Annotated in this window: 15 protein-coding genes; 7 read left to right on the forward strand and 8 right to left on the reverse strand. The window is 68.2% G+C overall.

The features are described 5' to 3' along the window. Nucleotides 1-47: 47 nt before the first annotated feature. Both ACTJJK_RS05790 and ACTJJK_RS05795 read right to left on the reverse strand, forming a co-directional pair. Nucleotides 48-1,598, reverse strand: a complete 1,551-nt coding sequence (locus ACTJJK_RS05790; RefSeq protein WP_440729730.1) for a M23/M56 family metallopeptidase — start codon at nucleotides 1,596-1,598, stop codon at nucleotides 48-50. Next, complete coding sequence (locus ACTJJK_RS05795) at nucleotides 1,595-1,972, reverse strand: BlaI/MecI/CopY family transcriptional regulator (RefSeq protein ID WP_031372465.1); 378 nt, start codon at nucleotides 1,970-1,972, stop codon at nucleotides 1,595-1,597. The genes ACTJJK_RS05790 and ACTJJK_RS05795 overlap by 4 nt, the downstream gene beginning before the upstream one ends. A gap of 483 nt (nucleotides 1,973-2,455) precedes the next feature. Here ACTJJK_RS05795 and ACTJJK_RS05800 point away from each other — a divergent pair, with 483 nt between their 5' ends. The 6 genes from ACTJJK_RS05800 to ACTJJK_RS05825 all read left to right on the forward strand — a co-directional run bounded on the left by ACTJJK_RS05800 (nucleotide 2,456) and on the right by ACTJJK_RS05825 (nucleotide 10,088). Beyond that, nucleotides 2,456-2,797 carry a glycine zipper 2TM domain-containing protein gene (locus ACTJJK_RS05800; RefSeq protein WP_031372464.1) on the forward strand — a complete coding sequence of 114 codons (342 nt, stop codon included), beginning with the start codon at nucleotides 2,456-2,458 and terminating at the stop codon, nucleotides 2,795-2,797. A gap of 211 nt (nucleotides 2,798-3,008) precedes the next feature. After that, nucleotides 3,009-4,085: an alanine racemase gene (gene alr, locus ACTJJK_RS05805; protein ID WP_031372463.1), complete on the forward strand. Its 1,077-nt coding sequence runs from the start codon at nucleotides 3,009-3,011 to the stop codon at nucleotides 4,083-4,085. A 372-nt stretch (nucleotides 4,086-4,457) separates the two neighbouring features. Beyond that, nucleotides 4,458-6,092, forward strand: a complete 1,635-nt coding sequence (locus ACTJJK_RS05810; protein ID WP_036148835.1) for a S8 family serine peptidase — start codon at nucleotides 4,458-4,460, stop codon at nucleotides 6,090-6,092. Between the two features lie 99 nt (nucleotides 6,093-6,191). Further along, entirely contained in the window at nucleotides 6,192-7,622 is a 1,431-nt protein-coding gene (locus tag ACTJJK_RS05815; RefSeq protein WP_440729731.1) for a cryptochrome/photolyase family protein, read from the forward strand. 140 nt (nucleotides 7,623-7,762) lie between these two features. Then, nucleotides 7,763-9,229 carry a WS/DGAT/MGAT family O-acyltransferase gene (locus tag ACTJJK_RS05820; protein WP_223621052.1) on the forward strand — a complete coding sequence of 489 codons (1,467 nt, stop codon included), beginning with the start codon at nucleotides 7,763-7,765 and terminating at the stop codon, nucleotides 9,227-9,229. Between the two features lie 139 nt (nucleotides 9,230-9,368). After that, the gene (locus ACTJJK_RS05825; RefSeq protein WP_031372459.1) at nucleotides 9,369-10,088 is read left to right on the forward strand and encodes an OmpA family protein; all 720 of its coding nucleotides are present in this window, start codon (nucleotides 9,369-9,371) and stop codon (nucleotides 10,086-10,088) included. A 105-nt stretch (nucleotides 10,089-10,193) separates the two neighbouring features. Here the strand turns inward: ACTJJK_RS05825 and ACTJJK_RS05830 are convergent, their stop codons facing one another. The 6 genes from ACTJJK_RS05830 to ACTJJK_RS05855 form a co-directional block, all read right to left on the reverse strand. Next, the gene (locus tag ACTJJK_RS05830; RefSeq protein WP_440729732.1) at nucleotides 10,194-11,405 is read right to left on the reverse strand and encodes an NAD(P)/FAD-dependent oxidoreductase; all 1,212 of its coding nucleotides are present in this window, start codon (nucleotides 11,403-11,405) and stop codon (nucleotides 10,194-10,196) included. 93 nt (nucleotides 11,406-11,498) lie between these two features. Then, nucleotides 11,499-11,927, reverse strand: coding sequence for a hypothetical protein (locus ACTJJK_RS05835; protein WP_051885082.1), 429 nt, complete (start codon nucleotides 11,925-11,927; stop codon nucleotides 11,499-11,501). 197 nt (nucleotides 11,928-12,124) lie between these two features. After that, nucleotides 12,125-13,222 (reverse strand): copper resistance protein B, encoded by a 1,098-nt coding sequence (locus ACTJJK_RS05840; protein ID WP_440729733.1) that lies wholly within the window; start codon nucleotides 13,220-13,222, stop codon nucleotides 12,125-12,127. Then, nucleotides 13,219-15,006: a copper resistance system multicopper oxidase gene (locus ACTJJK_RS05845; protein ID WP_440729734.1), complete on the reverse strand. Its 1,788-nt coding sequence runs from the start codon at nucleotides 15,004-15,006 to the stop codon at nucleotides 13,219-13,221. Before ACTJJK_RS05845 ends, ACTJJK_RS05840 begins: the two co-directional genes overlap by 4 nt. A 161-nt stretch (nucleotides 15,007-15,167) precedes the next feature. After that, nucleotides 15,168-15,602, reverse strand: coding sequence for a CopL family metal-binding regulatory protein (locus tag ACTJJK_RS05850; protein ID WP_031372454.1), 435 nt, complete (start codon nucleotides 15,600-15,602; stop codon nucleotides 15,168-15,170). A 135-nt stretch (nucleotides 15,603-15,737) separates the two neighbouring features. Then, a complete protein-coding gene (locus ACTJJK_RS05855; RefSeq protein WP_440729735.1) occupies nucleotides 15,738-17,252 on the reverse strand; it encodes an MBL fold metallo-hydrolase in 1,515 nt (504 codons plus the stop codon). Between the two features lie 423 nt (nucleotides 17,253-17,675). On the opposite strand from ACTJJK_RS05855, the gene ACTJJK_RS05860 reads away from it, so the two are divergent. Next, the gene (locus ACTJJK_RS05860) at nucleotides 17,676-19,028 is read left to right on the forward strand and encodes a glycoside hydrolase family 16 protein (RefSeq protein ID WP_440729736.1); all 1,353 of its coding nucleotides are present in this window, start codon (nucleotides 17,676-17,678) and stop codon (nucleotides 19,026-19,028) included. Nucleotides 19,029-19,157 lie beyond the last annotated feature (129 nt).

Below are 19,157 nucleotides of genomic sequence, written 5' to 3' on the forward strand. Positions count from 1 at the left end.
GCGTCGCCGCAGACGACTACGGAGTCATCGGGCTGATGGCATCGGATTCATTGCAGCAGCGGCTCCGGGTCGACGCGTTGGCCGTTGTGCAGCATCTCGACGTGGACGTGCGGGCCGGTGACCTTGCCGGTGATGCCGACGCGGCCGATGCGCTCTCCGCTCACGACTTGCTGGCCGACCTGGACGTCGTAAGCCTCGAGATGGGCGTACAGCGACTGCCAGCCGCCGCCGTGATCGAGCACGACCACGGTGCCGTAGTTCGGCGCGTTGTCGTAGCGTTCGGTGGCCGCGACCACGACGCCGGCGGCCGGCGCGTGCACCGGCGTGCCGCGTGCCGCGGTGAAGTCGAGGCCGCGATGCGGGTTGCTGCGCGGCGGGCCGATTTCGCCGAAGTGGCCGCTGATCTTCGGCTTGCGCATCGGCGAGGAGAAGTCGATCTCCACACTGGCCGCGGTCGCGGCTGCGGTCGCGGCGACGGCCGGGCCGGGTGCCGGCTTGGCCACTGCTTTGGCCGCAGCGCTCGTCGGACTGATCGTGGCGGCTGGCGCGGTCGTTGCCGGCGTCGCGGCGATCTGCACCGAGGCGATCGCGGCGCCTGCGACCAGCGCCGTCGCCGCCAGCACCCAGCGCAAAGCCGGGGGCACGCGGCGACGCCGGTCGCCCTCGATCATGTGGGCGATGCGCAGCCGGTGATGGCCAGGGTCCTTGCGCGAGAACGCTGCGGCCGAGGCCGGCAAGGGCACGCCGGCGGACAGGCGCAAGGTCTGCAGATAGGCCTGGGCATAGCTGCGGCGGCAGTCGGCGCGGTCGGCGATGGCCGCGGCGTCGCAGCGCAGCTCGGCGGCGATCTGCACGCGTTGGGCGATCAGGCGCAGGAAGGGATCGAACCACAGCAGCACCTGGACCAGGCGCATCCCGGCGGCCCGCTGCGGGTCGCGGCGGGCGAGATGGGCGGCCTCGTGGCGCAGCACCATGCGCAGTTGTTCATCGCTCATCTGCGCGCTCAACGCGGCCGGGACCAGGATGGTCGGCCGCGGCAGGCGGACCGCGAACGGGCTCGTCGCATCGTCGATGCTGCGCACCTCGATGCCGGCCTCGGCCAGGCGCCGGCATTCGACGGCGATCGAAGTGTCGTTGAGCGCGCCGCCGGGCGTGCCGTCGAAGGGACGCGAAGCTGCGACGATGCGGCGCACCGCACGCAGCCCCGAGCACCAGCGCAGCGCGGCGACGATCGCGCCGCTGAGATACAAGGCGGCCAGCAACGGTTCGAGCCAATCGCGCAGCGCGGTCGTCGCGGCCGCCGTGACCGGCGACGACGCGCCGGCCACGCCCGACCAGGCGCCGCCATCGCTCAACATCGGCAGCGGCAGGGTGGGCGTTATCGGCCAGGACGAGGTCTCCGGCCCGAGCCAACGCAAGGTGAGTGCCGCGGCGGTCGGCAACGCCGCCAGCGTCCATACCCCGAGCCAGTAAGCGCGCGATGCATGCGACAGACGCAGGGCGCGATGCAGGCCGAGCCCCAGGCCCCAGGCCAGTGCGCCGGTCGCCAGACAGGCGCCCAGGTGCAGCGACCAGAATTCGAGGTTGGGCAAGGTCATGCCTGCGACTCCGGTTCGCCGTCGCGCAGCATCGCTTCGAGCTGGTCGATCTCGTCTTCGTTGAGCAGACGGCTGTCGGCGAAGGCCTGGGTCGGCAGCGGCCCGTCGATTTCGAGCACGCGCTTGGCGAAGTCGCTGCTCAGCGCGGCGAGCACCGCGACCTTGCCGACCGCGGCCCGGTAGACGTTGAGCCCGTGCTCGCCGATTTCCTCGACCAGGCCCTTGTCGACCATGCGTTCGAGGGTCTTGCGCGTCGACGAATACGACCAGTCCAGCAGCGGCGCGACGCGCTCGTGCAACTCGCGTGCGCTGCAGGCGTTTTCGCGCCACAGGCACTTCAGCAATTCCAGTTCGGCATTCGACGGGCGGATCATCGCAGGGCTCCCAGCGTCAGATGTCGTAAACATGCGACAAGTGTCGTATGGTGTCAAGCCGAGCGAATCACGGCAGCGATCGAGGGGCTCGGTAGCCAATGCTGGGCTGCTGGCGCGGCGACGCAGCGTTCGCGGGGCCGCCAAGCGTGGCTTCCGTAAACGGCCGGTCGCAACTGTGCCGGCATCGAATCGGCGACGGCATCGGCGCGAGCGAATGCGCCGGCGAGCGACCTCGTTGTGTATCTCGATTCGAAGCCGTCACTGCATCGCGCATCGACGCGGCAGTCGCGATGCGCGTCGTACGCGCAGCGCGTCGCAGATTCGTCGAACGACCGTGTCGAGACGCACGCATGCCTGCGCGCGTTCAGCATCGCGACGTTAGCCTTGCGAACATGCGCGGCAGCGGCGTTGCGACTGGGTTGACGCAGTCGTGACGGATGCTGGCGCATCGTGCATCCCGTCCATATTCCTATCGGTGAGTCCATGAACTCCAAGCTCAAATCCACGATCGCCGTCGCCCTGATGTCCTGCGTCATGGTGACCGGCGCGGCTACCGCGCAGACCAAGTCCAAGTCCAAGGCGCACCAGCCGCGTTGCTACGACGTCGAAGTGCAGCGTCCGAAGCAGATCAAGGATCAACACAAGATCGCCGGCACCGCCATCGGTGCGGTCGCGGGCGGCCTGCTGGGCAACCAGGTCGGCGGCGGCAGCGGCAAGAAGCTGGCGACTGCGGCCGGTGCGGTCGGCGGCGCCTTCGCCGGTCGCAAGATCCAGGAAAACCAGCAGAACAAGATGGAAACCGTGATCGAGCGCCGCTGCGACTGAGCCGCGTCGGCCCCGAACCGATCGGTTTCGACCCGATCGGTCCGTCCTGACCGGTCCGACTCGATCGGTCTCGACCCAAAGCCGCGCAGGGTTCGCCCCGCGCGGTTTTTTCTCGGGCGAGGTTTTGCCGCTCGCGTCGGTTGCGCGGGATCGTTGCGGCGACTCGCATGCGAGCGTTCTGGCGCGCATCGGCGCCCGCTAGAATAGGCGCATGGCACGACCGACTTCCGCAAGCATCCACACCGACGCGCTGCGTCATAACCTCGCCCAGGCGCGCAGCATGGCGCCGCACAGCCGGGTCATGGCGGTGGTCAAGGCCGACGGCTACGGCCATGGTCTGGAGCGCGTGGCGCGGGCGCTCGAAGGCGCCGATGCGTTCGGCGTGGCGGCCTTGTCCGACGCCGACCGCCTGCGCGCGGCCGGTCTGTCGCAGCCGATCGTGTTGCTGTCGGGCTTCGACGAAGCCGACGACCTGCCGCAGCTGCGCCGGCTCGGCGTCGAGACCGTGGTCCATCACATCAGTCAGGTCGAGATGCTCGAACAGGCCGCTGCCGGCGAGCCGATCCGTTGCTGGCTCAAGGTCGACAGCGGCATGCACCGGCTCGGCTTCGCTCCGCAGGACGTGCGCGAGGCGCATGCGCGCCTGGCCGCGGCGTCGAGCGTGGCCGAGGGCATCGTGCTGATGAATCACTTCGCCAGCTCCGACGAATTCGACAAGCCGCAGACGCGCCAGCAATTGCAGGCCTTCGCCGCGGCCACTACCGACCTGCCGGGTTCGCGTTCGCTGGCCAATTCCGCGGCCGTGCTCGGCTGGCCCGATGCCCACGCCGATTGGATCCGGCCGGGCGGCCTGCTGTACGGCATCAGCGCGGTGGAAGGGCGCACCGGCGCCGACTTCGGCCTGCGACCGGCGATGACCCTGTCGACGCGCCTGATCGCGGTCAACCGGGTCGGCAAGGGCGAACGCATCGGCTACGCCGCGACCTGGGAATGCCCCGAAGACATGCTGGTCGGCGTAGCTGCGATCGGCTACGGCGACGGTTACCCGCGTGCGGCGCCCTCGGGCACGCCGGTGCGGGTTGCCGGCCACGACACCCAGGTCATCGGCCGGGTCTCGATGGACCTGATGACGATCGACCTGCGCGGTGTCCCCGAGGCCAAGGTCGGCGACCCGGTGGTGTTGTGGGGGCCGGAACTGCCGGTCGAACGCATCGCCGAGGCCAGCGGCACCATCGGTTATGAGTTGACTTGCTCGATCACCCGGCGGGTACGCTTCGTCGAAGCCTGAGCGCCTCGGCGGCTGCGACCCTGATCCAGGGCAGGGCAGGACCGCCTCGCAGGTGCCCGCTCGCGGGCGCTGGTCGTCCCGGTCTCGGCTGGCGTCGCGAGGCCGCGAATCGGCCGCCGAGCCCTCTCCCGCGGGGGGCTCCGAAAGGCGCAACGCATAAACGGGATGACCTCCCTACAGGCCGCAAAAAGCGGCATTCATCAGCATAAATTTGTGATGTACATCACAAATTTATGATTCATCTGGGCGATTCCTCCCATTCCCAGCCGATCCCCGAGCGCGCTAGCGTCGCTGGAGCGTCGCGGCCAAGACCGCACGCGGCTAACCGGCCCGGACCGCGTCCGGGCCGCAATCTATCTCGGGGAGTCACGAATGAAGCAACGCAATTTGGTGAGCGCACTGGGTCTGGGCCTGGCGATGATGGTCGCTTCGAGCATGGCCAATGCCGAAGGTCCGAACCCGAACCGGGTCTGGGTCAAGTTCAAGTCCGGTGCCGGCGCGGGCGCCGCCAACCGCGGCCTGGTCCAGGCCAACGTGCAGCAGAAGGTGCAGGCGTTGCGTACCCGGCTGGCCGCCGCCCACGGCGGCGACGCCACGGTCAACTTCCAGTTCGACAAGCTCAATGCCGCGGTGCTGACCCTGCCGTCGGCCGATGCGGTCAAGGCCCTGCGCGACAACCCCGACGTCGAATCGGTCGAGATCGACCAGCCGCGCTATCCGATGGCGCAGAGCGTTCCCTACGGTATCGACCAGGTCCAGGCCCGCGACGTATGGGACGCCAATCGCGACGGCGTCATCGACACCGGCGCGGCCACCGGCGAAGGCATCAAGGTTTGCGTGATCGACTCGGGCATCAATTCGGGCCACGAGGATTTCGCCGGCATCGCCATCACGGGTTATCCGACCGGCTGGAACACCGACACCTGCGGGCACGGCACCCACGTCGCCGGCACCATCGCCGCGGCCAACAACAGCACCGGCGTGGTCGGCGTCAGCCCGGGCAAGGTCTCGCTGCACATCGTCAAGATCTTCGGCAGCAACGGCTACAACGGCAGCAGCCACGGCCAGTGCTCGTGGACCTACAGCTCGACCCTGGTCGACGCGGCCAACCGCTGCGCCGCGGCCGGCGCCAAGATCATCAACATGAGCCTGGGCGGCGGCGGCAGCTCCACCACCGAGAGCAACGCCTTCCAGACCTTGGCCAACAACGGCGTGCTGAGCATCGCCGCGGCCGGCAACGACGGCAACGCGACCCTGAGCTACCCGGCTTCGTACCCGAGCGTGGTGTCGGTGGCGGCGATCGACCAGAACAACGCCAAGGCCGATTTCTCGCAGTTCAACAGCGAAGTCGAACTCGCCGCGCCGGGCGTGGACACCTACAGCACCACGCCGCTGGCCAACGACCCGCTGGTGGTCGGCAACAGCCAGTTCGCCGCCAACCCGATCAGCGGTTCGAAGCAGACCACCGCCAGCGCCGGTTGGGTCAACGGCGGCCAGTGCACGGCCTCGTCGAACACCTGGCGCAACAAAGTCGTGCTGTGCCAGCGCGGCACCAACACCTTCACCGACAAGGCGACCAAGGTGAAGACCGGCCGCGGCCTGGCCATGGTGGTCTACAACAACGTCGACGGCCCGCTGCAGGCCGGTCTGTACAGCTCGGCCACGCCGCCGCAGCCGGTGACCAGCACGCTGCCGGCGGTGGGCATCAGCAAGGCCGACGGCGAAACCATCATCGCCACCCTGGCCGGGCAGACCGCCACCGTCGATGCGACCCCGTCGGTCAGCAACGTCGCCTACGAGAACAAGAGCGGTACCTCGATGGCGACCCCGCACGTGTCCGGCGTGGCGGCGGTGGTGTGGAGCGCCAAGCCGACCGCGACCGCGCAACAGGTCCGCGACGCCCTGGCGACCACCGCGGTCGACCTGGACGCGGCCGGCCGCGACAACAACACCGGCTGGGGCCTGGTCCAGACCCAGGCCGCGATCACGGAACTGCAGTCCCAGTAAGCGGGGATCGCACGGACGGGGTTCGAGCATGAACCCCGTCCGTTCCGGACGCCGGGGGACGCGGCATACTGCCGCCTCCTCGACCTTGCGGCTGCCGCAATGCCCGACGCCAACGCGACCGCGCTGATCTGGTTCCGCAACGATTTGCGCCTGGCCGATCATCCTGCGTTGCGTGCCGCGCTGGAGGCCGGTTACACCCCGATCCCGATCTACATCCATGCCCCCGACGAGCACGCCAGTTGGCGTCCCGGTGCGGCGTCGGATGCCTGGCGGCAGCGCTCGCTCGCCGCGCTCGATCGCGACCTGCGTAAACGCGGCTCGCACCTGCGCCATTTCTTCGGTCCCAGCCTGGCCACGCTGCAGTCGCTGATTCTCGCCACCGACGCCCAGGCGGTGTTCTGGAACCGCCGCTACGAACCGCACATCGAACGTCGCGACACCAAGATCAAGCAGACCCTGCGCGGCATGGACCTGGAAGTCGAAAGCTTCAACAGCGCGCTGATGTTCGAGCCGTGGACCTTGCGGACCAAGCAAGGCGGGCCGTTCAAAGTGTTCACCCCGTACTGGCGCTCGGCCCTGGCGAACTGGAAGGAGGAGCCCTCGTGGGAGCCGCCGGCCTCGCTGCCGAGCACCCGCGAAGGGCCGGACGGCGTGCCGCTGGCCGCACTCAAGCTGGCGCCGGAGCGCGACTGGGCCGAACCGTTCTGGAACCATTGGACGCCGGGCGAGGCCGGCGCCCGGGCGGCGCTGGAGACCTTCGTTGACGGCGCTTTGCGCGGCTACACCGAACAACGCGACCGCCCCGACCGGGTCGGCACCTCGCGGCTGTCGCCGCATCTGCATTTCGGCGAGATCGCGCCGTGGCGAGTGGCCAGCGCGCTGCGCGAGCATCGCAACGCCGGCAATGCCCGCGACGTCGACTCGGCGGTGCGCGAGCTGGGTTGGCGCGAGTTCGCCCATCACCTGTTGCATCACTTTCCCGAAACGCCCGAACAGAACTTCAATCCGCGCTTCGCCGATTTCGACTGGGCGCGGGTGGCGCAGCCGCGCCTGGAAGCCTGGCAGCAGGGCCGCACCGGCATCCCGATCGTCGACGCCGGCATGCGCGAGCTGTGGGCCACCGGCTGGATGCACAACCGCGTGCGCATGATCGTGGCGAGCTATCTGACCAAACACCTGCGCTATCACTGGCGCCACGGTGCGCGCTGGTTTTGGGACACCCTGGTCGACGCCGACCTGGCCAACAACAGCCTCGGCTGGCAATGGGTCGCCGGCACCGGCGCCGATGCCGCGCCGTATTTCCGCGTGTTCAATCCCGTGACCCAGTCGGAGAAGTTCGATCCCGACGGCGATTACATCGCACGCTGGGTGCCCGAGCTCGCCGGCCTGCCGGTGCCGCTGCGCTTCGCGCCCTGGCACGATGCGGCCTTGCTGCGCAAACACGCGCCCGACTATCCGCCGCATCCGCTGGTCGACCTGGCGGCGGGCCGCGACGACGCGCTCGAGGCCTACCGCAAGTTGCGCGAGTAGGACGAAGGCGAGGGCGCTGCGGCGTGCGTGGCGTCGCAAGCCGCGCTCGGCGGGCGCGTCGAGCGCCCGCTTCGGCGCGGCTCGCGTTGACGCCGCTCGCGGCAGCGTGATTCACTCGACGCTGACGCTTGGGAGGGCGCATGGCCAAAGCAGAAGCGGGGGCAACATCGCGCAAACGCGCGCGTCGCGAGGCGATGTCGCGGGTCGACACGGCCTGGTTGCGAATGGAACGGCCGACCAATCCGATGATGATCACCGGCGTGCTGATGTTCGCCGAGCCGATGTCGCTGGACGCCCTCAAGCGCGTGGTGAAGCAGCGCTTCCTGGCCTATACGCGTTTCAGCCAGAAGGCCGTGGATACCGCTGCGGGCGCCTATTGGCAGACCGACGAAGACTTCGACCTGGACTGGCACGTCCAGCACACGGCCTTGCCGGGGCGCGGCGGCAAACGCGGCCTGGAGCGTTTCGTCAGCCAGCTGGCGTCGAGCCCGCTCGACGGCAGCCGGCCGCTTTGGCAGTTCCACTTGGTCGAGCGCTACAACGGCGGCTCGGCGCTGATCGCGCGCATCCACCACAGCTATGCCGACGGCATCGCCCTGGTCCAGGTGCTGCTGTCGTTGACCGACACCACCGCCGAGCCGGCCAAGGGCAGCGACCTCGCGCACGCCTGGCTCAAGCAGGACGGCGTTGAAGTCGCGCGCCGCGTCGGCGCGGTCGACCGCTACATGAAGCTCGGCAGCAAGGTGGTCGAGAAGAGCATGGAGATGTACCGCGACCCGACCCTCGCCGCGATGCTGGCGAAGGAGGGCGGCGAGATCGCCCGCGAATTGCTGCATGCCTTGTCGCTGCCGGACGACCCGCCGTCGCTGCTGCGCGGCAAGCTCGGCGTCAGCAAGCGCGTGGCCTGGGCCGAGCCGCTGGACCTGGAAGAGGTCAAGGCAGTCGGACGCGCCTGCGATTGCACGGTCAACGACGTGTTGATGGCGACCGCGGCCGGCGCGCTGCGCAGCTACATGATCGAGCGCGGCGACAACGTCGACGGGCTGACCCTACGCGCGACCGTGCCCGTCAACCTGCGTCCGCTCGAACACGCGCGCAAGCTCGGCAACCATTTCGGCCTGGTCTTCCTCGACCTGCCGGTCGGCGAGGACAACCCGATTCGGCGGGTCGAGCGTGTCGCCGAGTGCATGAATAACCTCAAGAATTCACGCCAAGCCATTGTTGCATTTGGTCTTTTGGCCGCGCTCGGAATGGCGCCGGCGCAAGTGCAGGGCTTGGCGCTGGAGCTTTTCAGCCGTAAGGCCACCGCGGTGGCGACCAATGTGCCGGGCCCGCAGCAACCGCTGTACCTGGCCGGCTGTCGTCTCGACGAGATGATGTTCTGGGTGCCGCAGACCGGCTCGATCGGCATCGGCATCTCGATCCTGAGCTACAACGGCCGCGTGCATTTCGGCCTGATCGCCGACGGCAAGCTGATCCCCGATCCGGATGCGGTGATCCAGCGTTTCGGCAGCGAATTCGACAAGCTGCTGTACCTGTCGCTGATGGGGAATTGGGACGTCACCCTCAATGCCGAGGCCGCCGACGCCCTGATGCCGGCGCTTTGACGGTCTAGCGACCGGCAGCGGTCTGCGGTGTGCGGACCGCTCTCCGACCGCGACCTGAATGTGGATCTCCCTCGTCACTCGTCCGCGACGGCGGCGTGATTAGCTTGTCTGGGTCCAGCAACACAGACGAGGAATTCCCATGAACACCCAAATCAAGCTCGCCCTGGCCGCTGCCAGCATGACCGTGTTGCTCGCCGGTTGCGCCACCGGCGGTGGCGGCTACTACGGCGGTCAGCAGCAACCGTATCCGGGTCAGAACCCGCCGCCGGAACAGCAGGGCGGTATGAACCGCACCCAGAAGGGCGCCCTGATCGGCGCGCTCGCCGGCGTCGCGGCCGGCCTGCTCAGCGGCGACGACGCCACCGAACGCCGCCAGCGCGCCCTGATCGGCGCCGGTGTCGGCGGCCTCGCCGGCGGCGCCATCGGCAACTACCAGGACCGCCAGGAACGCGCGCTGCGCGACCGCATGGCCGGCACCGGCGTCGACGTGGTCCGCCAGGGCGACAACATCACCCTGAACATGCCGAGCAACATCACCTTCGCCTTCAACAGCGCCAGCCTCGACCCGCAGTTCTATTCGGTGCTCGACAACGTCGCCAGCACGCTGACCGAGTACAACCAGACCATCGTCGAGGTGGCCGGCCACACCGACAGCATCGGCAGCGACGCGGTCAATCAGCGTCTGTCCGAGCAGCGTGCCGCGAGCGTCGGCAACTACCTGATGTCGAAGGGCCTGGTGCGCGATCGCTTCATCCTGACCGGCGCCGGCAAGACCCGACCGATCGCCAGCAACGACACCGATGCCGGCCGCGCCCAGAACCGCCGCGTCGAGATCACCCTGGTGCCGGTGCGTTCCTGATGGGCTAGACGAGAGACGGCGGTCGCCGCCTCGGCTTGCACCATCGCATTACCAGAACGGGCCGCATCGCGGCCCGTTTTGTCTGGGGCCGACGAAGGCCTGGCCTCAGCCCGCTCGCTCGAACGAGAACAGCCGCGCCAGCGGATGCGGCCGGCGTTCGATCGCGGCCCGCAACAGCCCGGCGCCGATCATGCTGTAGGTGATGCCGTTGCCGCCGTAGGCCATGGCGAACTGCACGCGCCGGCCGTACTGCGGATGGGCACCGAACCAGGGCAGGCCGTCGGCGGTTTCGGCGAAGGTACCGGCCCAGGCGAAGGCCGGTTGCAGTTGCAGGCCGGGAAAGCGCTCGCCGATCTTGCGCACCAGCTTGCGTGCGCGCGACTCGACCCGGCGGTCGCGCCGCGCCGGCACATCGACGGCATCGTCGCAGCCGCCGACGATCAGGCGGCCGTCGCCGGTGGCGCGCAGATACAGGTAGGGGCGCGCCGATTCCCAGACCAGGGTTTTGTCGAGTCGACCCAATTGCCCGGCTTCGAGCGGATCGGTAACGAAGGCGTAACTGCTGCGATTGCGCGCCAGGCGCCGATCGATCCAGTGCTGTCCGGCGTAACCGGCGGCGATCACAGCGTGCTCGGCGCGGATCCGTATGCCTTCGCCGGTGCGCAGTTCGACCGAACGCGAAGTCGCGCGCAGATGCTCGATGTGGGTGCGGTCGTACACGCCGACGCCGCGTCGTTGCAAGCGCGCCAACAGCCGTAAGGTCAATCGATACGGGTCGACCGTCGCGGCGCAGGCGCTGAGGATCGCGCCCGGCGCTTTCAGCCCGTAGTCGTGCGCCAGTGCTTGCCCGTCGAGCCAACGCAGCTTCAGACCGTGGCGCTGGCGCAGCGCGGCCTCGTTGCGCAGCACCGGCACATGCGCCGGCTTGCTGGCGAAATACAGGCTGGAGCAGCGCTGGAAATCCACGCCGCGCAGTTCGCGCGCGATCGCCTGCAGGGCCGGAATCGCCTCGGCGCAGGTGCGGTAGGCGAGGGCGGCCTGGTCTTCGCCGTATTGCCGGCACAGATCGCTCAGGTGGGTGTCGATTTCGTATTGCAGCAAGGCCGTGCTCGCGGCGGTGCTGCCCCAGCCGATGTCGCGTTGTTCGACGACGGCGACGTCGTGGCCGTGCGCGGCCAGTTCGTCGGCGATCAGAGCGCCGCTGATGCCGCCGCCGATCACCGCCACTTCGCAGCGCAGGTCTTCGCTCAAACGCGGAAACGCATGCATAAGGCCGTTGCGGATCGGCCAGAACGGGTAGCCGCTTTTCAGGTCCATGCGTTGGCGAGCCGGGACGACATGCGCCCAGCAGAACCGTTGCGACGTCGTCGCAGGGTGATCGTGCGGAGCCTCAGGCCCCGCGGCGGGCCGTCAGTGACGGACTTCGCTGGCTTCGTGCAGGCCACCAAGGCCGGGCTGCGGCTCGACCGCGAGCTCTTTTTCCAGTTCGACCCGGAACTCCTCGAAGCTCAAGCCGCGTTCGGCGACTTCGGTCTGCGCCGCGGTGCGCAGCGCGGCCGAACAGCCCAGGCTGACTTCGCGGCCTTCGCCGCGGTGCAGCGATGCGGCGCGTTCGAGCAGGGCGAGGACCCGCGCCGCGCTTTCCGAACCGCCGACGATGCGGCCGCCGAGACCGAGCGTCCACTCGCCTTCGCGGCGCACGATGCCGCCGAGCAGACGCCCCTGGGCGTCGCGCAATTCGGCATGCGGCTCGATGCTCGGACCGGGCAGGGGCGCGTTGCGGGCCTTGGCGATCTTGCGTTTCTTGGCGTCGCGGCGGGCCTTGGAATTGATCGACATATGTTCCTCGGCTCAGCCGGTTCGTCCTGGAAAGATCATAGCCTGTCGAGGTGATGGGGCCATAGCATCGGGCCGGACAGAGGCCCGGCCCGCTTCAGTCCGCAGCCAGATTGCGGACTGTGGCCGGCCCTGCGCGGGCCGGCTTCGGTNCGCACTCGCACGCTCGAAAGCGGTGCATGCTCAAGATCGGCGCGGGTTCAGAACCACAGCCGCACGCCGGCGACCAGACGGGTGTCCTCGACGCTTTCGCCTGCGTCGCGGCGGTAGTCCGCGGTGCCGCCGAACGCGCGTTCCCAAGTCACGCCGACATAGGGCGCGAACCGGCGGGTGATCTCGTAGCGCAGGCGCAGCCCGGCCTCGACGCTGCTCAGGCCCGAGCCGATGCCGCGTTGCGGGTCGTCGCGGCCGGACAGGTCGATCTCGATCAGCGGTTGCAGGATCAGGCGATTGGTCAGCAGCAATTCGTACTCGGCCTCCAGGTTCAATGCCGTGCGTCCCGACTCGCCGATGTAGGCCGTCGCGGCGACCTCGAACTTGTACGGCGACAGGCCTTGCACGCCGATCGCCGCCCAGGTCTGCGAACCCGCCGGTGCGAAGTCGTGCTTGACGCCTGCGACGAGGTCCCACCACGGCGATATCGCGCGGCCGTACAAGACTTCCAGATCGGCCGACTCGGTCCGCCCGTGTTCGCGCTCGCCTTCGCTGCGCAGCCACAGCCGATCGGTATCGGTGCCGACCCAGCCCTGGGCTTCCCAGGCTTGGGCGCTGCCGTGTTCGACCTCGACCGCTTCCAGCCGGTTGATCAGCAGATAGCTGTTGACCGCCGGCGCATGGCGCATGTGATGCGACACCGGCGGGAACGCCGCGGCGCGATCGGCGTCGGTCGGGGTCGGGATCGGCTCACGCGGTTCGCCCGAGGGCGGTGTGCTGCCTGCGTGCTGCCTGCCTGAATGATCCATGCCCGAGTGGCCCATCTGCGAGTGGTCCATTTTGGAATGATCCATTTGCGAGTGATCCATCTTCGAACGATCCTCGGGCGTCGACGCGGCAGGCGTCTGTGTGCGCGGCGGATCCTGCATCGTCGCGTGGTCTATCTGCGAGTGATCCATCGCTGCGTGATCCACCGGCGAATGCTTCGATGCTTTCGCATCGGCCGCAGCCGGTTCGACGGCGGGCTTGCCGGCGGTTTGTCGTGCGGCGTGATCGGTGTGATCCATCGTCTGCGCGGTGACGCCGCCGGCCCAGAGCAAGGCGAGCGTCAGCGCGGAACGATGCAAAGTGCGTGAGGTCTTCATTCTTCGACCCTCACTTCGCGCATCATCCCGGCTTCCATGTGATACAGCAGGTGGCAGTGATAGGCCCAACGCCCGAGCGCGTCGGCGCGTACCCGATAGCTGCGTCGCGTGCCCGGCGGCATGTCGATGGTGTGCTTGCGTACCTGGAACTCGCCTTGCTCGTTCTCCAGGTCGCTCCACAAGCCATGCAGATGGATCGGGTGGGTCATCATGGTGTCGTTGACCAGAACGATGCGCAGGCGTTCGCCGTAGGTCATGCGGATCGGCTCGGCGCCTTCGAATTTCTGGCCGTCGAAGGACCAGGCGAACTTCTCCATGTGGCCGGTGAGGTGCAGCTCGATCTCGCGGCTCGGCTCGCGTCCGTCGGGGTCGTCGAACAGGCTGCGCAGGTCCGCGTAGGCCAGCACCTTGCGGCCGTTGTCGCGCAGACCGATGCCGGGGTCGTCGAGCTTGGCCGAGGTCGACATCGTGCGCATGTCGATCAGGCGTTCGTCGCCCGCGCTCGGCTTGCCCGCCGCGCTGTTGTCCTTCATCGCGGCATGATCCATGCCGGCCATGCCCATGTTCGCGCCGCAGCCGCCTTCCATGCCCTTCATCTGCGACATGTCGTGACCGGCGCCATGCGACATGCCGCCGTGGCCCATGTCGTCCATGGTCAGCAGCGGGCGCGGGTCGTTGCGCGGCACTTCGGCCTGCAGGCCTTCGCGCACCGCGAGGGTGCCGCGGGCATGGCCGGTACGGGCACTGTCCTGGGCGAAGATGGTGTAGGCGTCCTGGCCCGAGGGTTCGACCAACACGTCGTAGGTCTCGGCGACGGCGATGCGGAACTCGTCGACGCTGACCGGGTGTATGTACTGGCCGTCGGCAGCGACCACGGTCATCTTCAGGCCGGGGATGCGCACGTCGAAATAAGTCATCGCCGAGCCGTTGACGAAGCGCAGCAGCACTTTCTCGCCAGGCCGGAACAGGCCGGTCCAGTTGCCCGCGGGCGCGACGCCGTTGAGCAGATAGGTGTAGGTGTGGCCGTTGACGTCGGACAAGTCGGTCGGGGTCATGCGCATGCGCCCCCAGTCGCCGCGGTCGCGCAGGGTCGCGGCGAGGCCGCGCTCGCGCGCATCGCGCATGAAGTCGCCGACCGTGCGCTTGTAGTAGTTGTCGTAGCTCGACATCTTCTTCAAGCGCCGGAACAGTGCGCCCGGGTCGAGGTCGGTCCAGTCCGACAGCAGCACCACGTGCTCGCGGTCGAAATGAAAGGGCGCGGCCTCGCGCGGATCGATCACGATGGCGCCGTACAGGCCGGCCTGTTCCTGGAACAGCGAGTGGCTGTGATACCAGTAAGTGCCCGACTGGCCGACGCGGAAGCGATAGGTGTAGGTCTCGCCGGGATGGATGCCGTCGAAGCTGAAACCGGGCACGCCGTCCATGTTGGACGGCAGGATCAGACCGTGCCAATGGATCGAGGACATGCCCTCGGCCAGGCGATTGGCGACGCGCAAGGTGACGGTGTCGCCCTCGCGCCAGCGCAGGATCGGCGCCGGCAAGGTGCCGTTGACGGTGATCGCCGGGCGCGTGCGGCCGGTGAAATTGACCTGCGCGGCGCCGATCGAGAGGTCGAACTCGGTGCCGCGCAAGGTCTGCGCCGTGCCGGCCAGGCCGGTCGAGGCGAATGCGGAATGCCACAGGCCGGTGCCTGCGGCGAGGCCGCCCACGGCCAGGCCGGTGACGAAGCGGCGGCGGCCGGCATCGATCGGCGCGGCGCCGTCGAAGCGGTTGAATCGATTCATGAGGTTCTTCCTGTTTGCGGAAGAGTCGCAACGGTGTGCGAAGCGCGCAGTCCGCAACGGCCGGTCGAGCCGGCGTACGAAGCTTGCGCGGGCGGGCGGCGCAGGGCGCGGTGTAAGCGCCTGGGCCGCGGGCCGGGCGCGAAGCCCCGGCCTGACGGATCTCAGGCGATAGGAGGCCGGATCGGCAGGCTCGACACGCCGCTGGGGGCGGCGGCTTCGACGGGCAGAGCGAGCAAGGTGTTCGACAACTGCGGCGGCACCGGCAGGGCGATGCGCACGATGGCGACCGCCTGCAGGCAATCGCACTGGCAACGGAACTTGCCGCAGCAATCGTCGGCGGCTTCCTGGTCCGGTTCGGCGGGCGCCTGCGGCTGCGCCGCGTGGGCAGGGGCTGCGCCCATGTCGTGGCAATCGGCGTCCATGGCCGTCTGCGTGCCCGTCGCCATTGCCGGCTCAGCCAACGGCGGCATCGCCATGGGAGTCGAAGAGGCATGCATGGCATGAGCGCCGCCCACCGACATCGTCGCCGCGGCGTAGCCATTGAGGCTGATCGCCACGATCAACAGCACGCGCAGCAGGAGCGGGAAATAGGTCATGGAGCGTCGGATCGGAGACGGCACAGGATGCGGCAGGAGACGGGACAGTTTCAACGGTTTCCGGATTCGCCGCGTTAACCGTTCGTGAGAGGCGCTGTCGACACGATGGGAAGGTTGCTCCGCTTGGCAGCGAGCTCAGCGGGCGAGGTCGCCATATTCGGTGTACAGCGCGCGCTCGACCACGGCGCCGCCGATACGGTCGCCGGGCTTGAGCTCGCCGCTGCTCGTTGCCGCTGCGGTTTCGCCGAAGACGCGCTCGCCTTCGCCATGCGCCGCCGACACCTGCACGACCTGGTCCATGTCGGGCGCGCCTTCGAGGCGGTGGGCGAGGAAATGCTCGCGGCCGCGGCCGAAGGCGATCCATTGCCGCGGCTCGGGCTTGCGCCCGGCTTCGAAGCGGCGGAAGTGCACGATCCCCCCGACCTTCACCTCGATGCCGGTAACGATGGGCGTGCCGCCGCGTTCGAAGTGGCCGCGGTACAGATCGGCCTTGAAGCGGCCGTCGGGCCGGATCGTTTCCGGCAACACCCACTGCTCGCTCGGCGCCAGCGTGTAGTACTCGCGCGGATGCGATTTCGCGTCGGCGCGGTACTGCGCCAAGGCATCGGCGGGCAGGCCGGCTTCGAAGATCAGCTGGTAATCGTGCGGACGATGGAACATCGGCAGATGCGAGAGGTAGACCACGTCGGTGCCGGCGACCAGCATGCCGTGCGTGTTCGGCTTGTCGGCGAACTCGCCGGGCTGGGCGATGCGCGCCAGTACGAACTCGTCGCGCACTTCCTCGTGGAGGAAATCGCCGAGCTCGGCGCAGGTCTTCTGCCATAGCGCCAGACTCGATGCGTCGAGGGCGAGGGCGTGCTCGTCGGGTTGGTAAGCGCTGCCCAGCGGATAAAGCCGGCCGGCGCGCGCACTCATCTCGATGTGCGCACCGAGCACGCGCTCGACCCGGTGGCGTTGCGCGAACGAGGCCAGGCGCGCCGCGCTGGCGCGATAGGCCGGCCAGTCGCGCACGGTCAGCAAGCCGGGATACAGGCTGTCGCCGCTGAACAGGCTTGCCGTCTGCGTATCGTAGATTGCGATATGCGCAGGCTCGTGCCCCGGTAACGGCAGCACCGTGAGCGTGCGACCGCCGAGATCGAAACGCGCCTCGCCTTCGGGCCAGCGGTCGAGGCCGAAGAAGGCGGCGACCTGCTGCGGCTGGGTGCCTACGATCCGGGTGTCGGGACGATCGCGGAACTGGGCATCGCCATGGACGTGGTCGCGATGGCCGTGGCTGTGCGCGACCACCAGCGGCAAGGCGTCGAGCTTGTGCTGGCGCTGCCACTCGCCGAGCAGGCGATCGACCGTCGCACGCAGCGGCAGCTCGCTGCCGGCGGCAGGTTCGGCACCCGAATCGAGCAACAATGCGCCTCGGTCGCCCGCCAACAGGTACAGGAACGGCGCCTCGAAGTTGCTGGCCTTGGACTGGCGCAGGATCCACAACCCGGGCGCGGCTTCGTGCACTTGCAGGCCGGTTTCGCCGGGCGCGCCGTGGACCCAACGGTCCGGCATGGTGACGGCGGGAAAGGCGGGGGCGGGCAGGGTGACAGCGCCGGCCGGGCTGGCGGTGGCGAGGACGAGGAACAGCAGCAGACGGTGCAATGCAGTCATACGCAGGCGGCGGAACGGCGAACGGGCGGGGATTATCCGGTATTGCCGCGCTTCTTGCAGGCACGTCAGGCCGTCATCCCCGCCAAGGCGGAGGTCCGGAGACTTCAGAGTCACGAGACTTCAGCGTCATGTGGCGATAAAGCCCAGGATCCCCGCCTTCGCGGGGATGACGAAACAAGAGCGGGAGATGGTGGCGGTGCGCGCAGGCGCACAGACGTGCAGCCGCCCGATCCCGCCTGCTGTCGTGCAGCATGCCGCCGCCGCGCATCCGCGCTTACTACCAACCAGCCCACATGCATTGTGTGAACCCGTCCAGGCAAAAGGAAAGACGGGAAAAACAGCCGTTGACAGCGCTGTCATGAGATTCGAGCTTGGCCCCGGACCTGCCACCGGCAGGCGCTATGTTCAGCATCGGAGCCGATCATGAACCTCGCACGTGTATTCGCTTTCTCCCCCGCAGCCCTGTTCGCTGCGGGCCTGGCCATGACACCGCAGGCGGCGCGGGCGCAGACCCTGGTCTGGGAAGACAACTTCAATGGCCCGTCCATCGACGGCAACAAATGGATCTACGACGTCGGCGACGGTTGCCAGATCGGCCTGTGCGGCTGGGGCAACAGCGAGTTGCAGTACTACACCAGCCGCCCCGAGAACGCGCGCATCGAGAACGGACGGCTGGTGATCGAAGCGCGGCGCGAGAATTTCGGCAGCCGCGGCTTCACCTCGGCGCGCCTGAAGACCGAAGGCCGCATGCACTTCAAGTACGGCACCTTGGAAGCGCGGATCAAGGTGCCGGACCTGCGCAACGGCCTGTGGCCGGCGTACTGGATGCTCGGCACGGTCGGCAACTGGCCGGCGCGCGGCGAAATCGACCTGATGGAGATGGGCTCGGCCGCGGCCATCGCGGCAGGGCGGACCAACCGCCGCGCCGGCGCCGCGGTGCATTGGGACTACCAGGGCTCGCAGGCCGACTACGGCCGCGACCACGAAAGCGCCAGCGATCTCAACGGCGGCTTCCACGTCTACCGCATGACCTGGGACCCGCAGTTCATCCGCGTCGCCATCGACGGCCAGCAGTTCTTCGAATTCGCCATCTCCAACATCGAAGGCGCTTCGCTGCACGAGTTCCATCATCAATACTTCCTGTTGCTGAATCTCGCGGTCGGCGGCAGCTACACCGGCATCATGTCGGGCAACGGCATCACCGCGCCGTTGCCGGCGAAGATGGAGATCGATTACATCCGCCTGTACCAGAACCCCGGCAGCGAGCTCTATGTCGGCGGGGCGGCGCCGAGCGGCAAGTTCGGCGTGTTCACCGAGCGCAGCGACATGAACGACCGCCTGCGCTATAACGGCGATGCCAATCTGTACCTGTGGAACAACCTCGCGCCGATTTCCGCGCCGGCCTTCGAGGGCAATCAGATGATGGCGTTCCGCGCCAATGCCGGCGCCTGGTACGGCCTCGGCGTAGCCACCGGCTATCGCAACATGAGCCGCTTCGGCAACGGGCGCTTGAAGTTCCATATGCGTACGACCACACCGTCGACGTTCAAGATCGGCATCAATTCCTCGTTCGGCGACAGTTGGATCGACTTCGTCAACGGCGGCCAGCAGTACGGCCTGGTACGCGATGGCCGCTGGCACGAGGTCAGCATTCCGTTCAGCGCCTTCCACGATCTCGACCTGCATGCGGTGAAACAGATGTTCATGCTGGTGTCGGACCCGCCGGCGGCGAACGTCGATGTGCTGATCGATAACGTCTATTACCAGGATCGCTGACGCGCTCTGGATGTGATGCGTGTCGCAGGGCGGCGTTTCCGCCTTGCGACGCGCAACCGCGCCGGTTTTTGCGAAAGCCTGCGCAGTCCGCGGCGTTCGTGTGCCGCTCATATCGAAAGTGAACGATGC

The organism is Lysobacter sp. 22409, from assembly GCF_052045105.1.
In the GTDB taxonomy this organism is placed as follows: domain Bacteria; phylum Pseudomonadota; class Gammaproteobacteria; order Xanthomonadales; family Xanthomonadaceae; genus Lysobacter; species Lysobacter antibioticus_B.

Bases quoted from the DNA above. Each gene is read 5' to 3' on its own strand.
- ACTJJK_RS05830 (WP_440729732.1), bottom strand. From the start codon at position 11,405: ATGGACCTGAAAAGCGGCTACCCGTTCTGGCCGATCCGCAACGGCCTT.
- ACTJJK_RS05845 (WP_440729734.1), bottom strand. From the start codon at position 15,006: ATGAATCGATTCAACCGCTTCGACGGCGCCGCGCCGATCGATGCCGGC.
- ACTJJK_RS05850 (WP_031372454.1), bottom strand. From the start codon at position 15,602: ATGACCTATTTCCCGCTCCTGCTGCGCGTGCTGTTGATCGTGGCGATC.
- ACTJJK_RS05840 (WP_440729733.1), bottom strand. From the start codon at position 13,222: ATGAAGACCTCACGCACTTTGCATCGTTCCGCGCTGACGCTCGCCTTG.
- ACTJJK_RS05810 (WP_036148835.1), top strand. From the start codon at position 4,458: ATGAAGCAACGCAATTTGGTGAGCGCACTGGGTCTGGGCCTGGCGATG.
- ACTJJK_RS05860 (WP_440729736.1), top strand. From the start codon at position 17,676: ATGAACCTCGCACGTGTATTCGCTTTCTCCCCCGCAGCCCTGTTCGCT.
- ACTJJK_RS05790 (WP_440729730.1), bottom strand. From the start codon at position 1,598: ATGACCTTGCCCAACCTCGAATTCTGGTCGCTGCACCTGGGCGCCTGT.
- ACTJJK_RS05815 (WP_440729731.1), top strand. From the start codon at position 6,192: ATGCCCGACGCCAACGCGACCGCGCTGATCTGGTTCCGCAACGATTTG.
- alr (WP_031372463.1), top strand. From the start codon at position 3,009: ATGGCACGACCGACTTCCGCAAGCATCCACACCGACGCGCTGCGTCAT.
- ACTJJK_RS05835 (WP_051885082.1), bottom strand. From the start codon at position 11,927: ATGTCGATCAATTCCAAGGCCCGCCGCGACGCCAAGAAACGCAAGATC.
- ACTJJK_RS05820 (WP_223621052.1), top strand. From the start codon at position 7,763: ATGGCCAAAGCAGAAGCGGGGGCAACATCGCGCAAACGCGCGCGTCGC.
- ACTJJK_RS05825 (WP_031372459.1), top strand. From the start codon at position 9,369: ATGAACACCCAAATCAAGCTCGCCCTGGCCGCTGCCAGCATGACCGTG.
- ACTJJK_RS05795 (WP_031372465.1), bottom strand. From the start codon at position 1,972: ATGATCCGCCCGTCGAATGCCGAACTGGAATTGCTGAAGTGCCTGTGG.
- ACTJJK_RS05800 (WP_031372464.1), top strand. From the start codon at position 2,456: ATGAACTCCAAGCTCAAATCCACGATCGCCGTCGCCCTGATGTCCTGC.
- ACTJJK_RS05855 (WP_440729735.1), bottom strand. From the start codon at position 17,252: ATGACTGCATTGCACCGTCTGCTGCTGTTCCTCGTCCTCGCCACCGCC.